Origin of the sequence: Solibacillus sp. CAU 1738 (assembly GCF_039888725.1) — a bacterium.
GTDB lineage: Bacteria > Bacillota > Bacilli > Bacillales_A > Planococcaceae > Metasolibacillus.
In genome coordinates this window covers 90,662-104,733 of record NZ_JBDQQN010000009.1, presented here as the reverse complement: position 1 = coordinate 104,733, position 14,072 = coordinate 90,662, and the positions used below count along the sequence as shown (strand labels likewise).

Below are 14,072 nucleotides of genomic sequence, written 5' to 3'. Positions count from 1 at the left end.
CTTTCGATACATAAAAACATTTGCTGGCATCAATTTTGATGTCCAAAATTTTTGTTTCATAATTAAATGAAACTTTATTGATTAACGTTTTGCTTGTTCAGTTTTCAAGGTTCATGTTGTTTCGCTTGTTTTCAGCGACTTCTCTAATTTAACATTTTCGTTTTCGTTTGTCAACAACTTTTTTAAAAAAGTTTTTATCGACTTTCAAAACTCATTTTCGTTTGTTAAATGCATCACGTCTTAGCGACATTTAATATATTACAATACTATACTCTATAAAGTCAACACTTTATTTCAAAAAAAATCGAGGTGCTTTATATAAGCGCCTCGAACACTATACTACAAGCCGTATTCACTTTCAACAAACTGCAAATCTACACTATAGTTTCTATGGAATACTGCATCGTTTTTTGCTACGACAGGCTCTACTAATATATATTCCTTTTCAATTAAATATTCCACAAACACTTCTAGCTCTGTTGAATAGTAGCTAAGTTCTTCATGATCGTGTAATTCTTGAATTGTCCAAGACGGCTTAGCAAGCATAGTTTCTAATATATGTTGCGCTCCGTCATGTGTTCTAGAGTTGATTAAAAATTCAATAGCTAAAAATAATAACTCTAAACGCTTATCTAAACTTTCATTATTTGAAATGAGTTCTTCATATAACTTGTAAATTGCAGGCTCAATTTTTTTCACTTGCGACCATACTGTTACTTCAGGATATAAACCACTATCAATAATTGAAAGGCGGCCTAAATGATGTAGTGAGTCAACTACATGATTGTATGCATCTAAATAATTGCCACTTTCGAAAAACTCTTTTCCTTCTAAGTAACGACGAATAAGTTTGCTATATTGAATTCCTGTTTTAATTTTACGACCGAAGAAAGGAAATTCCTGAAGCTCTGAACGAAGCTTATATAAGAAGTCATTACGATCAAACATCACTTTACCGGTGAAAATCCAGTCTACTAATCGCTTATTTGTGCCAATAAACAACCATTTTCTTAATCGTTGCTCAGTTACTGTATGCATGACCATCTTTTTATCTTCATACATATAATGCTTCGTGAAAATGGGTTGTTCTGCGTCTTTTACAATAATAAGTAGCACATAATCAAATGTATCTGTTACGTTCATGGCATCTTCACGTTTATTTATTAAAATTACACCTAATGTTTCAGGTTGACTTGCGCGCTCCTGATAGATTGGACGTAAAATATGTTCCATAGTATTTCCCCCTAAATCAAATTACATGTTCATGTATTGTTGTTTCGACAGCCATTAACCGAATCCCTTTTAAAAAAGGTTTTTTCTAAATAAAACCATTCTATGGTATAGTAGACAATAGATTGGGAGGCAAAACAACATGAAAAAATATAAAAATAAAATAAATAAAATCCGATCATTCGCATTATCGCTTATTTTTATTGGCTTCATCATTATGTATGGTGCGATTTTCTTCCGCGAAAATCAAATTTTAGTAATCATTTTTATGTCGATTGGATTGCTTTGCATACTTGGTAGTACTGTTGTTTATGGTTGGATTGGTTTACTATCCACTCGAGCGGTACAAGTCGTTTGTCCGGGATGTGGTAAGCATACAAAAGTAATTGGCCGAGTTGATATGTGCATGTACTGTAACGAGCCACTTACACTTGATCCAACACTTGAAGGAAAAGAGTTTGACCAGTCTTACAATAATAAAAGTCAGAGTGAATAAGCATGCTCCAGCTGTTCTGTAAGTTTCTATTTACGGGACAGCTTTTTCTTACCACAAAAAAACCTAGCAACATTTACGTTACTAGGTCAAAACATTATAGCGCCTGTTTATCTTTGTTCCCAATACAATCTGGGCAAGTACCATACACTTCTAAGCGATGCGAGTTCACTTGGAAACCTGTTACTTGTGATGCAAACTGCTCTACTTCGTTTAAGCCTGGGTAGTGGAAGTCCACAATTTTACCGCAACATTCGCAAATCATATGGTAGTGATCGCCTGTTACGAAGTCAAAACGACTTGCTGCATCGCCGTAAGTAAGCTCCTTCACTAAGCCTACTTCACGGAATACACGTAAATTGTTGTATACCGTCGCCACACTCATGTTTGGAAACTTATCTTCTAGCGCCTTATATATATCATCTGCTGTCGGATGAATCATTGACTGAATTAAATATTCTAAAATCGCATGACGTTGCGGGGTAATCCTTACACCAGTAGTCTTTAACGTGTCTAGAGCATCCTTTAAATGCATTTCAGACATCGCCATGCACCTCTTTTCATACGGATTATTAATTTATAATTGTTATAAATAGTGTATCTAATTTACCTATACTCTGTCAACAATTGCTTATTTCAAGCAAATAACATTTGAATAAATAGATAATTAATCAACAATTATGAATTGTAATTGAAAATAGGATCGGCTATTTCTATCAGTTTAAGCTATATGATTCTCAATTAGAACTAATATCCGCGCATTAAATTCATTTTATTTTCTAATTCACGTTCACCTTTTAGCCAACTCGCTAAGCTTGGTTTGAAAATTTCTAAGCTACGTTCTACATAACGAGATGAATGACTTGAAAAATGCGGTGATAGCGTGACGTTCTTTAATTGCCAAAGTATGCTTTCCTTTGGTAATGGCTCTACTTCATAAACGTCTAAAACCGCGTGCCAAATTAATTTCTCTTGTAGTGCACTTACTAAAACATCCTCCGCGACAACATCTCCCCTACCGAAATTCATAAAAATCGCTTCAGGCTTCATCGCTTTAAAATGCTCATACGTTAATAAATGCTTTGTTTCAGCTGTGCTCGGCAACATAGAAATAACAATATCTGCTTTCGGTAAATGCTCTTTTAGTTCGGTAATTAAATACGTTTCATTCATAAACGTAGCAGGCGCACCACTACTATTACAGCCAATCGTATGCACTTCGAATGCTTGCAAAATACGCCCAATTTCCGCACCGATTGCACCGGGCCCGATAATTAGTGCAGTTGAACCATTTAACTCTGAAAGATGCGCTTTTTTATTCCATTCACCTTTTGCTTGCTGTTCATAAATAAAAGGCAGTGCACGTTTTAATGACAAAATATGCGCCAGAATTGATTCAGTCATCGGTTTTTTATGGATGCCCCGTACATTTGATACGACAATACCGCGCTCTGTAATCGCACGCGCTGGCATTTTTTCTACACCTGCAGATGCGACGAAAATCCACTGCAAATTTTCTGCAAATGCAATATTATCATCATTTAAATCTTCGCCGTATGTAACTAAAATATTAGCTTTTGCTAATTGTTCATTTTGTAACTTTGCATCAAACACAAACTCGACTTCCGGAAATTCCGCTACTAAAGGTTCACGTAAATCTTCTCTCGGCTCAAACGTAAAATAAACTTTCATATTATTGCTCCCCTTCGCGTAAATAATTTAAGACGTCTTCAATATGATTTTTCACCCGGACTTTACGCCATTCTTTCACAATGATTCCTTGCTCATTTATTAAAAATGTCGAACGCTCAATCCCCATAAATTCACGACCGTACATTTTTTTCAGTACCCATACACCGTAAGCTTCAGCAGTAGCATGATCTTCATCTACTAGTAATGAAAATGGTAAGCCGTGTTTATCGATAAATTTTGTGTGCTTCGATGCATCATCTGGGCTCACACCTAAAATAACAGCATTTAGCTCCGAGAAATCGCCATATGCATCTCGGAAATCACATGCTTCAGTTGTACAGCCTGGTGTCATGTCTTTCGGATAAAAATATAGTACAACAGACTTTCCTAAAAAATCGCTAAGTCGCACCGTTTCTCCTTTTTCGTTTAACAAAGAAAAATCAGGTGCTTGCTTTTGTAATAATGTCATTATACTCCCCCTTTACTTTATCGTACCGAACTCATTCCTTGCTTTCAAATTCTTTGGCACGAAAATGAAATTCCGTCTACAATAGATAAGAATAAACCATTTGGAGGTAAAATGATGAATCATACAAAATCTGAAATAATTTACAAAGAAGCTCTTGAACATATCGTTGGTGGAGTTAATAGCCCGTCACGTTCTTATAAAGCAGTTGGTGGTGGGGCACCCATCGTAATGGCTCGTGGAAAAGGGGCTTACTTTTACGATGTAGATGATAACCGCTATATCGATTATTTAGCAGCTTACGGCCCGATTGTTACAGGTCACGGTCATCCGCATATCGCAAAAGCAATTGCACATGCAGCAGAAACGGGCGTGCTGTTCGGCACACCGACAGAACATGAAGTAAAATTCGCGAAAATGTTAAAAGAAGCTATTCCTACATTAGATAAAGTACGTTTCAACAACTCAGGTACAGAAGCAGTAATGACAACAGTACGTGTTGCCCGTGCTTACACAGGGCGTACGAAAATAATGAAATTCGCTGGTTGCTACCACGGCCATTTCGATCAAGTTTTAGTAGCGGCTGGTTCAGGTCCTGCAACACTTGGCTCACCAGACTCAGCAGGTGTTCCTGAAAGTGTTGCTACAGAAGTCATTACAGTACCATTCAATGATCCCGAAGCATTCAAATTTGCAATGGAACGTTGGGGCAATCAATTATCGGGTATTTTAATTGAGCCAATCGTAGGTAACTTCGGTATCGTCCAGCCGAATCCAGGCTTTTTAGAATTAGTGCACGAATTAGCTGCTGAATACGGTGCGTTAACAATTCACGACGAAGTTATTACAGCATTTCGATTCCATTACGGTGCAGCACATACAATGCTAGGTTTAACTCCTGATTTAGTGGCGATGGGTAAAGTAATCGGTGGTGGCTTACCAATTGGTGCTTACGGTGGTAAAAAAGAGATTATGGAAACAGTCGCTCCACTAGGTCCTGCATATCAAGCTGGTACAATGGCAGGTAACCCCGCATCAATGCTCGCTGGTATTGCATGCCTTGAAGTTTTACAACAGCCAGGCATTTACGATGAAATGGATCGACTTGGAGCTATTTTAGAAAAAGGTATTTTAGACGCAGCTATGAAGCATAATGTAACAATTACTGTAAACCGTCTAAAAGGTGCGTTAACAATTTACTTTACAAATGAAAAAGTTGAAAACTATGGCCAAGCAGAAAAATCTGACGGCGAAATTTTCGGTCGTTTCTTCAAGCTTATGATTTCAAAAGGTGTGAACTTAGCACCTTCTAAATACGAAGCATGGTTTTTAACGACAGAGCATACGGAAGAAGATATTATCGAAACAATCGCTGCGGTTGATTATGCATTTTCACAGCTTTAATTCAGTTCATCCCGGTTGACCAGCTAACACTTTTTCGGTAAAGTGATAATTTCCCTACTAAATAAAGAAAGAGAGGACTTAATTTTTCATGAAATTAGGTGCCCGTGTTTTAAAAACAGGTGTCGCAATTGTTTTTGCGCTTTTTCTAGCTGAATTATTACATTTACCTTCTCCTGTGTTCGCCGGGATCGCTGCTGTTTTCGCCATCCAGCCAACGATATATCGTTCGTATTTAACGATTTTGGAGCAAATACAAGGCAATTTAATCGGCGCATTCATTGCGGTAACTTTCGGTTTACTCTTTGGTCATCAACTAGTGGCGATAGGAATTGCTGCCATTATCGTAATCGGTATCATGATTAAAATGAACTTAGAGAAATCAATAACACTTGCACTCGTTACCGCTGTAGCGATTATGGAAGTGCAAGGGGATGATTTTTTAACGTTCGGACTTATTCGTTTTACTACGGTCATGGTTGGTGTTTTCGCAGCATTTGTTGTGAATTTAGTATTTTTACCTCCTCGCTATGAAATTAAATTATTTAAGCGCATTAATTCTGTACAAGACGATATTATTCGTTGGACACGTCTTGCTGTTCGACAAGCAAGTGAACATACATCAACAAAAATGGCATTAACAAAACTTAAAACACGATTATTAGAAATCGACACTCTTTATGAATTGTATAAAGAAGAACGTCAATATTTCAAAAACAAAAAATTTGTTAAAGCACGAAAACTCGTTATTTATCGTCAAATGATTATTACTTCGAAGAAAAGCTTAGAGTTGTTACAACGGCTGCATAAGCATGAAAACGAACTCGGTAATTTACCGGAGCAAATATTATTGTTAATTCAAGAGCGACTTGATTTATTACTCACATATCACGAGCAGCTGCTGTTGAAATATACAGGAAAATTACGTGTAGGACACTCAAATTGGACTCGTCACGAAGAACATTTGCAGCGTACAGAAGTAATGGATTTGTTCATTGAGCAAATAACAATTGCGAAGGAAACAGAAGACGAAGAAGAGTTTTCAAGCTATCACTTGTTGTACATGTTATCGCGACTTTTAGATTACGAGGAAAACTTGGAGCATTTAGATACGCTAATCGATTCGTATCGCCGCTATCATAGTAAAGAGAAGAATATAGATTTAGAAACTGAGTTCTATTAAGAAAAGGTTGGAGGCTCTTATGCCTCCAACCTTTTAGTTTTTCATTTTTGGATCAAGTGCATCCCGCAAACCATCCCCCATTAAATTAAAGCCAATAACCGTTAACATAATCGCTAGGCCTGGAAAAAGCATTGCCCACGGAGCATTTAATAAGAAAATACGTGCATCTGCTAACATTTTGCCCCATTCTGGTTGCGGTGCTTCCGCTCCTAGCCCTAAAAAGCCAAGTGCTGCTGCTTCCAAAATTGCTGTTGCAATCGCTAGTGTTCCTTGAACAATTACCGGTGTCGTGGAGTTTGGCAATATATGCCTCCATAAAATCCTCGAATTTTTCATACCTATTGCTTTTGCTGCATGAATGTATTCTTCTTCTTTAATCGTTAACACCCTTGAACGAATTAGGCGACCAAAGTTTGGTACATTAATAATAGCTATCGCAATTAAAGCATTACTTAACGATGGCCCTAAAATCGATACAACTGCAATAGCTAGTAAAATACTTGGAAAAGCAAGCATAATATCGAAAACCCTTGAAATAATCGTGTCCACCCAACGTCCGTAATAGCCAGCAATTATACCAAAAAAACTTCCGACAACAGCAGACATCACAACCGCCAAAAATCCGACTGATAATGAGATTCTAGTACCATGCAATATCCGAGAAAAAATATCTCGTCCTAAATCATCTGTGCCAAACCAAAACTCACTCGATGGCGGTAGCAGGCGTTGCGATAAATTTTGGTCATTGATTCCTTGAGGTGCCAATAAAGGACCAAAGATTGCTAGAAGGATAAAAAATACGACAATCGCAGTTCCAACGAGCGCCGATTTACTTTTACGAAAACTTCGCCAAGCCTCTTTCCAAGGTCCAACTGACCGATCTTGAAAGGTGACCATTTCAGCTGATGCTTTCGGTACGATTTCAGACATATTCTCCGCCCCCTCTAGTTGTATTTGATCCTAGAATCAATCACTGTATACAAAACATCAACAATCAAATTAATCATTATGAATAAAAAAGCCACTATTAAAATACCGGACTGAATAACAGGATAATCACGGAAGCCAATCGCTTCATAAATATACCGACCAATACCTGGCCAGCTAAAAATAGTTTCTGTTAATATCGCCCCACCTAATAACAGCCCTGTTTGTAAACCAATAACCGTTAAAATCGGAATAAGTGCATTTTTTAGAGCATGTTTGTAAATGACAATAAACATTTTTTGTCCTTTTGCACGTGCGGTACGGACAAAATCCGAACGCATTACTTCTAGCATGGAGGCACGCGTCATCCTCGCAATTATCGCTGTCGGTATTGTAGCAAGTGCTACACCAGGTAAAATTAAATGCTTTAACGATACGACAAATTGATCAAATCGACCTTGTAACAAGGTATCAATTAAGTATAAATGCGTAATAGCAGTTACTGGATCTCGCACTTCTTCCCGACCAGACGTAGGCAGCCATCCTAAATTAATACTAAAAATCCATTGTTCCATTAATCCAAGCCAGAAAATGGGCATGGATACACCAACAAGTGCTACAACCATTGCAATATAATCGAACCATGAATTTTGGAACCAGGCAGAAATAATGCCCGCGTTCATTCCAATAATAACCGCTAAAATCATTGCAAAAATGGCCAGTTCAAATGTTGCCGCTAAATACGGCCATACTTCGGTAGTAATTTCTTGTCTTGTCCGCAATGATTCTCCCAAATCCCCTGTTAAGATTCCTTTTAAATAATCGAAATATTGTACATACCATGGATTATTAAGGCCAAGTTTATCGCGCAGTGCAGCTATTGACTCCGCCGATGCTTGCTGACCTAGTATAACTTGAGCTGGATCACCCGGGATCGCACGAATAATTAAAAATACAATAAATGTCATTCCGAGTAGAACTGGAATTAAATGCAGTAATCTTTTTCCAATATAGTGAAGCATGATTCTTCACCTCTCTTTGAAATCTATTACCTTAAAAGAAGGCACTGCTCCGTCAGTGACGGAACAGAGCTCCCTTCTACATCAATTAATTATTCAATAGAAACATTTAACAAACGGTCAGAACCTGTTGGGTGAGGTAAGAAACCTTTCACCTCTGCTTTTGCAGCTAGTAATGGTGTTGAGTGAGCAAGTGGAACCCAAGGCGCATCTTCGTGAATGATTACTTGCGCTTGTTTGTATAAATCGATACGTACATTTTCATCAGTTTCAGATTGTGCCGCGATTAATAAATCATGCACTTTGTCATTTGAGTAGTACGCATAGTTATTGCTTCCGATATTGTCTTTATCTAATAACGTGTAAATGAAGTTATCTGCATCCCCGTTATCTCCAGTCCAGCCAAGCATGAATGCATCAGCTTCACCGTTTTTCGTTTTTTCTAAATAAGTAGCCCATTCAAACGTTACAATTTTCGAAGGAATCCCTACGTCTTCAAGGTTTTTCTGAATTACTTCTGCTACTTTTGCTCCGTCTGGCATATACGGACGAGGTACAGGCATTGCCCATAGTTCGATTGGTGCGCCATCATAACCTGCTTCAGCAAGTAAAGCTTTTGCTTTTTCTGGATCATACGGATATGGCTCAACCTCATCGTTATAGCCGCTAATCGAAGGTGGCATCGGGTTTTTCGCTACTTGTGCACGGCCTTCGAAGAACGCATCTACAATCCCTTGCTTATTAATCGCGTAATTCACGGCTTGACGAACTAGTACATTATCAAATGGTTTACGAGTATTCGTTAAGCCTAAATAACCGATATTCATAGATGGACGCTCAATTAGTTGAAGCGCTGAGTTTGCTTCAATTCCTTTACCATCAGAAGGATTAATACCATCAGCTAAATCAATTTCTCCAGCATTTAAAGCATTCAAACGAGCTGAGTTATCAGGAATTGAACGGAAAATAACTTTATCCAGCTTCGGTAATCCTTCTTCCCAGTAATCTTCAAATTTTTCTATTGTAATTGAATCATTACGTTTCCATTCAACAAATTTGAATGGTCCAGTTCCGACTGGCTTATCACCAAACGCATCACCTGCTGCTTCAAATGCAGTTGGTGAGGCAATACCAAATGGACTCATTGCAATATTTTTTAAGAATGGTGCTTGCGGGCGAGACAATGTGAATATAACTTTATAATCGCCATCTGCCTTCACATCCGTAATAATGTCCGTACCTTCCGCTTTAAACATCGAGTTGAAGTAGTAAAAGTCTTCAGCAGTACCCGCTTTCCAACGGTTCACGTTTTTAATGACAGCTTCAGCATTAAAATCTGTACCATCATGGAATTTAACGCCTTCTTCTAAAGTAAATGTGTAAGATAAGCCGTCGCTACTTACTTCCCATGTTTTTGCTAGTCCTGGCTGAATAGTCGTGTCTTGTGGTCCAAAATTTAGTAACGTTTCAAAAACATTTTGTGTAACTTTAAATGACTCACCATCTGTTACAATCGCAGGATCCAGAGAAACCGAGTCTGCACCACGGCCAAATACTAAAATTTGAGGTTTAGCTGGCGTATTTTCTTGTGTTTCAGTCGTTGTAGTATCCGTTTCCGTATCAGTTTCAGTTTCGCTTGTTGTCCCACCTTCTTTTTCTTTCGTAGCCGTGTTACAAGCTACTAATACTATAGAAAGCATTAATAATAAAAATAAACTAAGTGACCTAAACTTATTTTTCAAACGATCCCCTCCTAAGTTTTGTTTCTATTATCATTGCTACTTGCCACTATATAGGTGACATGCAACAGAATGACCAGGTTTGGCTTGTAAAAATGATGGTACTTGTTGTTTGCAAACATCCATTACAAATGGGCAGCGAGTATGAAATGCACACCCTGCTGGAGGATTAGAAGGGCTAGGAATATCACCATTTAAAATGACTTGCTCACGCTCATAAATAGGGTCAGGAATTGGTACTGCAGACAGTAGCGCCTGTGAATATGGATGAAGTGGTGCCTCATACAACATTTCACTTTCTGCTAATTCAACTATACGACCAAGATACATTACTCCAACACGATCGCTAATATGACGAACAACTCCTAAATCATGCGCAATAAATATATACGTAAGTTTTAAATCCTTCTGTAGTTTTTGCATTAAATTTAAAACTTGCGCTTGTATAGATACATCTAGCGCAGACACAGGTTCATCTGCGATTATCAACTTGGGATTTGTCATTAAGGCACGTGCTATACCAATACGTTGTCGTTGCCCTCCACTAAATTGATGAGGATATCGCTTTGCGTGATAAGCACTTAAACCAACGATTTCTAAATACTCATGAACTTTGCTTTTCCGTTCTTCTTGGGTGCCAATACCATGAACAATTAATGGCTCTTCTAATATCTTTCCAACAGTATGACGTGGATTAAGTGATGCGTACGGATCTTGAAACACCATTTGAATATCTCGTCTCGCCAGTCGCATTTCTTTTTCCGATAACGCTGTTAATTCCACTCCTTTAAATGTTACTTTTCCATCGGTAGGCTCATGTAAGCGCATAATAACTCTTCCCGTAGTAGACTTACCACAGCCAGATTCTCCAACAATACCAAGTGTCTCCCCTTCATATACATCGAAGGAAATATCATCGACCGCTTTTACATCTCCTGATTTTCTTGAAAACATGCCTGTACGAAGTGGAAAATACTTTTTTAGATTTTCAACTTTCAGTAATACGTTCGACATGTTCTACTCCCCCTCCCTCTAGTAAAAAGCACCGTGCTTCCTGCAAACTCGATGTAGGATAAAGTGAAGGATTTTCAACTCGGCAACGTTCAAATGCAAATTCGCAGCGAGGCGCAAAACGGCAACCAGTTTGAATAGAACCTGGTTTCGGAACATGTCCAGGAATGGAGTACAACGTATCTTTTTTGAAACGCATATCTGGAACAGATTGAATAAGACCTTTCGTATAAGGATGTTGTGGGTTTTTAAAAATCTCCTCAACAGGTGCTTGCTCCACAATTTGCCCAGCATACATTACAATAACGCGCTCACATATTTCAGCAACAACTCCCAAATCATGAGTAATTAACAATACAGCTGTATTCAGCCTGTCGTTTAAATCATTTATTAACTTTAAAATTTGCGCTTGAATCGTTACATCAAGCGCTGTCGTAGGTTCATCCGCAATTAATACTTTAGGATCACAAACTAATGCCATCGCAATCATGACACGTTGTCGCATACCTCCTGATAATTGATGCGGATAGTCATTAATCAACTCTTCTGCGCGAGGTAGTCCAACGAGCTTTAACATGGCAATCGCTTTTTCTTTTGCCTGCTTTTTTGTCCATTTTTTATTATGAATTAAAATGGCCTCAATTAACTGATTCCCAATTGTGAATAAAGGATTTAACGATGTCATTGGTTCTTGAAAAATCATCGCTATATCCTTCCCTCTAATTTTGCGCATCTCTTTCTCAGAAAGAGTCGCTAAGTTTTTCCCCTCTAGTAATATCTCTCCTGAAGTAATTTTTCCAGGCGGGCTCGAAACTAGTCCCATAATAGACAAGGAAGTCACGCTTTTTCCGCAACCAGATTCACCTACTATAGCTAATATTTCACCTTCTTCCACTATAAAATTGATATGATCTACGGCAGCAATTTTGCCGTCATCCGTAAAGAAACTAGTTTCCAAATCTTTAACTTCAAGAATGTATTTTCGGCTCATCTAGTTTCCTCCCTTTTTCTGAAATAGAATTGTAAAGTGCATCGAAATAGACAAATTTAGAAAATGCACATATTAATCATATGCACATGTAAACAATTACTTGAATAAATCCTATACATAAAAAAAAGCGAAATCCCAATTTAGGATTTCGCTTTTTTATTAATCTAATTTTTGTACTTGGAATAAATTATAATACACGCCTTGCTTGTCCATTAACGTTACATGATTGCCTTCTTCGACAAGTTGTCCATGATCGATAACGAAAATTTTATCCGCATGTGTGATTGTGGATAAACGGTGTGCAATAATAATTGTTGTACGGTCATGTGCTAAACGGTCGAGCGATTCTTGAATTAATGCTTCACTTTCTAAATCAAGTGCCGATGTTGCTTCGTCCAATACAAGGATTGGTGGATTTTTCAAAAATACGCGTGCAATAGCTACACGTTGTTTTTGCCCACCAGATAATTTCACACCGCGCTCTCCGACTTTCGTATCGTAGCCTTCCGGTAAATTCATTATAAAATCATGTGCATTAGCGGCTTTAGCTGCAGCAATTACTTCCTCATCTGTTGCATTTGGTTTACCCATTAATATATTTTGCTTTACAGAATCACTAAACAATATATTATCCTGCAAAACAATACCTATTTGTGAGCGCAGTGATTGAATTGTAACATCGCGAACATCCTTATTATCAATTTTCACAGCCCCATCAACAGCATCGTAAAATCGAGGTATTAAGCTGACGATCGTTGATTTCCCGCCACCACTCATTCCGACAAATGCCGCTGTTTCGCCAGGGTTTATTGTGAAATCGATTTGATTGAGTACAGTGTTACCATCTTCTCCATAGCTAAAAGACACATGATCGAAATGAACTTTTCCGCTAACATTATTTAGCTCATATGCATCTTCTTTATTTTCTACATCGTATTTCTCGTCCATTAGTTCAAACATACGGTCCATAGATGCAATTGACTGTGTTAGCGTTGTTGATGAGCTAACAAGGCGGCGAAGTGGTCCATATAGTCGTTCAATATATGCTATAAACGCCACCATTACACCAACTGTTAAATCGCCATTCACTACTTGATAGCCCGCATAACCAATTACAAGTAACGGTGCTACATCGGTAATCGTATTGACGACAGCGAATGATTTCGCATTCCATTTCGAATGATCTAGCGCTTTTTCTAAAAATTCGCCATTCGTTTCATCGAAAATTTTCTGTTCGTGTTTTTCTAGTGTAAAGCTTTTAATAATACTCATCCCAGTAACACGTTCATGTAAATAACTTTGCACTCCAGCTAAAGCTTGTGAACGTTTACGCGTCAAATCACGTAGTTTACCGAAGAAGTATTTCACACTAAAGGCATAAAACGGAAATGCGATAAGTGATACAAGTGTTAGCTTAACATCCATTGAAAGCATAATAACAATGGCAATAATAATCGTTACTAAGTCAAGCCATAAATTCATAAGTCCTGTCATCACAAAGTTTTTCGTTTGTTCAACGTCATTAATGACACGCGAAATTACCTCTCCAACACGTGTATTCGCGTAATACTTTAAACTCAAGCGTTGTAAATGTCCGTAAAGTTCTTTCCGTATATCAAACAAAATTTCATTACTTAATTGCTGTGCAAAATATTGACGGTAATATTCGATAGGCGGTCGCACAATAAAGAACACAATAATTGTGCCCCCTAGCCAGTAAAATAGCTGCTTCGTTTTTTCAGAGTCCGTCAAAATATCCGAGCCAATTATATCATCAATAACAATTTGAATAAGTAGCGGGATAAATAGTGGGATAGCAAATTTTAAAATCCCAATAACGATCGTCAAAAGTAGTTCCCAACGATACGGTTTTACGAAGCGCATATATCTTTTTATACTATCCAATGTAAAGCTCCCCTT

The 14,072-nt window shown here is 37.9% G+C and carries 13 protein-coding genes; 3 read left to right on the top strand and 10 right to left on the bottom strand.

The window, feature by feature from the left end:
* Window positions 1-339: 339 nt before the first annotated feature.
* Window positions 340-1,233: a nucleotidyltransferase-like protein gene (locus tag AAFN87_RS18815; protein WP_347792597.1), complete on the bottom strand. Its 894-nt coding sequence runs from the start codon at window positions 1,231-1,233 to the stop codon at window positions 340-342.
* 139 nt (window positions 1,234-1,372) lie between these two features.
* Between AAFN87_RS18815 and AAFN87_RS18810 the strand changes: the two genes are divergently transcribed.
* Entirely contained in the window at window positions 1,373-1,726 is a 354-nt protein-coding gene (locus AAFN87_RS18810) for a YgzB family protein (protein WP_347792596.1), read from the top strand.
* Between the two features lie 94 nt (window positions 1,727-1,820).
* On the opposite strand, the gene perR is transcribed toward AAFN87_RS18810, so the two are convergent.
* The 3 genes from perR to bcp all read right to left on the bottom strand — a co-directional run bounded on the left by perR (window position 1,821) and on the right by bcp (window position 3,884).
* On the bottom strand, window positions 1,821-2,267 hold the full coding sequence (gene perR / locus AAFN87_RS18805; protein WP_347792595.1) for a peroxide-responsive transcriptional repressor PerR: 447 nt from the start codon (window positions 2,265-2,267) through the stop codon (window positions 1,821-1,823).
* 203 nt (window positions 2,268-2,470) lie between these two features.
* Window positions 2,471-3,415, bottom strand: a complete 945-nt coding sequence (locus AAFN87_RS18800; protein WP_347792594.1) for a D-2-hydroxyacid dehydrogenase — start codon at window positions 3,413-3,415, stop codon at window positions 2,471-2,473.
* Between the two features lies 1 nt (window position 3,416).
* Window positions 3,417-3,884 carry a thioredoxin-dependent thiol peroxidase gene (bcp, locus tag AAFN87_RS18795; protein WP_347792593.1) on the bottom strand — a complete coding sequence of 156 codons (468 nt, stop codon included), beginning with the start codon at window positions 3,882-3,884 and terminating at the stop codon, window positions 3,417-3,419.
* 114 nt (window positions 3,885-3,998) lie between these two features.
* Here bcp and AAFN87_RS18790 point away from each other — a divergent pair, with 114 nt between their 5' ends.
* Window positions 3,999-5,285: a glutamate-1-semialdehyde 2,1-aminomutase gene (locus AAFN87_RS18790; protein WP_347792592.1), complete on the top strand. Its 1,287-nt coding sequence runs from the start codon at window positions 3,999-4,001 to the stop codon at window positions 5,283-5,285.
* Between the two features lie 88 nt (window positions 5,286-5,373).
* Window positions 5,374-6,465 carry an FUSC family protein gene (locus AAFN87_RS18785; protein ID WP_347792591.1) on the top strand — a complete coding sequence of 364 codons (1,092 nt, stop codon included), beginning with the start codon at window positions 5,374-5,376 and terminating at the stop codon, window positions 6,463-6,465.
* Between the two features lie 33 nt (window positions 6,466-6,498).
* On the opposite strand, the gene AAFN87_RS18780 is transcribed toward AAFN87_RS18785, so the two are convergent.
* The 6 genes from AAFN87_RS18780 to AAFN87_RS18755 all read right to left on the bottom strand — a co-directional run bounded on the left by AAFN87_RS18780 (window position 6,499) and on the right by AAFN87_RS18755 (window position 14,057).
* On the bottom strand, window positions 6,499-7,395 hold the full coding sequence (locus AAFN87_RS18780; RefSeq protein ID WP_347792590.1) for an ABC transporter permease: 897 nt from the start codon (window positions 7,393-7,395) through the stop codon (window positions 6,499-6,501).
* A gap of 14 nt (window positions 7,396-7,409) precedes the next feature.
* Window positions 7,410-8,414, bottom strand: a complete 1,005-nt coding sequence (locus AAFN87_RS18775; protein ID WP_347792589.1) for an ABC transporter permease — start codon at window positions 8,412-8,414, stop codon at window positions 7,410-7,412.
* A gap of 89 nt (window positions 8,415-8,503) precedes the next feature.
* A complete protein-coding gene (locus tag AAFN87_RS18770; protein ID WP_347792603.1) occupies window positions 8,504-10,111 on the bottom strand; it encodes an ABC transporter substrate-binding protein in 1,608 nt (535 codons plus the stop codon).
* A gap of 78 nt (window positions 10,112-10,189) precedes the next feature.
* A complete protein-coding gene (locus tag AAFN87_RS18765; protein WP_347792588.1) occupies window positions 10,190-11,164 on the bottom strand; it encodes an ABC transporter ATP-binding protein in 975 nt (324 codons plus the stop codon).
* Entirely contained in the window at window positions 11,139-12,152 is a 1,014-nt protein-coding gene (locus AAFN87_RS18760) for an ABC transporter ATP-binding protein (RefSeq protein ID WP_347792587.1), read from the bottom strand. Before AAFN87_RS18760 ends, AAFN87_RS18765 begins: the two co-directional genes overlap by 26 nt.
* A 159-nt stretch (window positions 12,153-12,311) precedes the next feature.
* On the bottom strand, window positions 12,312-14,057 hold the full coding sequence (locus AAFN87_RS18755; protein WP_347792586.1) for an ABC transporter ATP-binding protein: 1,746 nt from the start codon (window positions 14,055-14,057) through the stop codon (window positions 12,312-12,314).
* Between the last annotated feature and the right edge of the window lie 15 nt (window positions 14,058-14,072).

What these genes read in the sequence shown, in the direction of transcription:
- AAFN87_RS18815 (WP_347792597.1), bottom strand. Translation starts at nt 1,233, where the DNA reads ATGGAACATATTTTACGTCCAATCTATCAGGAGCGCGCAAGTCAACCT.
- AAFN87_RS18810 (WP_347792596.1), top strand. Translation starts at nt 1,373, where the DNA reads ATGAAAAAATATAAAAATAAAATAAATAAAATCCGATCATTCGCATTA.
- perR (WP_347792595.1), bottom strand. Translation starts at nt 2,267, where the DNA reads ATGTCTGAAATGCATTTAAAGGATGCTCTAGACACGTTAAAGACTACT.
- AAFN87_RS18800 (WP_347792594.1), bottom strand. Translation starts at nt 3,415, where the DNA reads ATGAAAGTTTATTTTACGTTTGAGCCGAGAGAAGATTTACGTGAACCT.
- bcp (WP_347792593.1), bottom strand. Translation starts at nt 3,884, where the DNA reads ATGACATTATTACAAAAGCAAGCACCTGATTTTTCTTTGTTAAACGAA.
- AAFN87_RS18790 (WP_347792592.1), top strand. Translation starts at nt 3,999, where the DNA reads ATGAATCATACAAAATCTGAAATAATTTACAAAGAAGCTCTTGAACAT.
- AAFN87_RS18785 (WP_347792591.1), top strand. Translation starts at nt 5,374, where the DNA reads ATGAAATTAGGTGCCCGTGTTTTAAAAACAGGTGTCGCAATTGTTTTT.
- AAFN87_RS18780 (WP_347792590.1), bottom strand. Translation starts at nt 7,395, where the DNA reads ATGTCTGAAATCGTACCGAAAGCATCAGCTGAAATGGTCACCTTTCAA.
- AAFN87_RS18775 (WP_347792589.1), bottom strand. Translation starts at nt 8,414, where the DNA reads ATGCTTCACTATATTGGAAAAAGATTACTGCATTTAATTCCAGTTCTA.
- AAFN87_RS18770 (WP_347792603.1), bottom strand. Translation starts at nt 10,111, where the DNA reads ATGCTTTCTATAGTATTAGTAGCTTGTAACACGGCTACGAAAGAAAAA.
- AAFN87_RS18765 (WP_347792588.1), bottom strand. Translation starts at nt 11,164, where the DNA reads ATGTCGAACGTATTACTGAAAGTTGAAAATCTAAAAAAGTATTTTCCA.
- AAFN87_RS18760 (WP_347792587.1), bottom strand. Translation starts at nt 12,152, where the DNA reads ATGAGCCGAAAATACATTCTTGAAGTTAAAGATTTGGAAACTAGTTTC.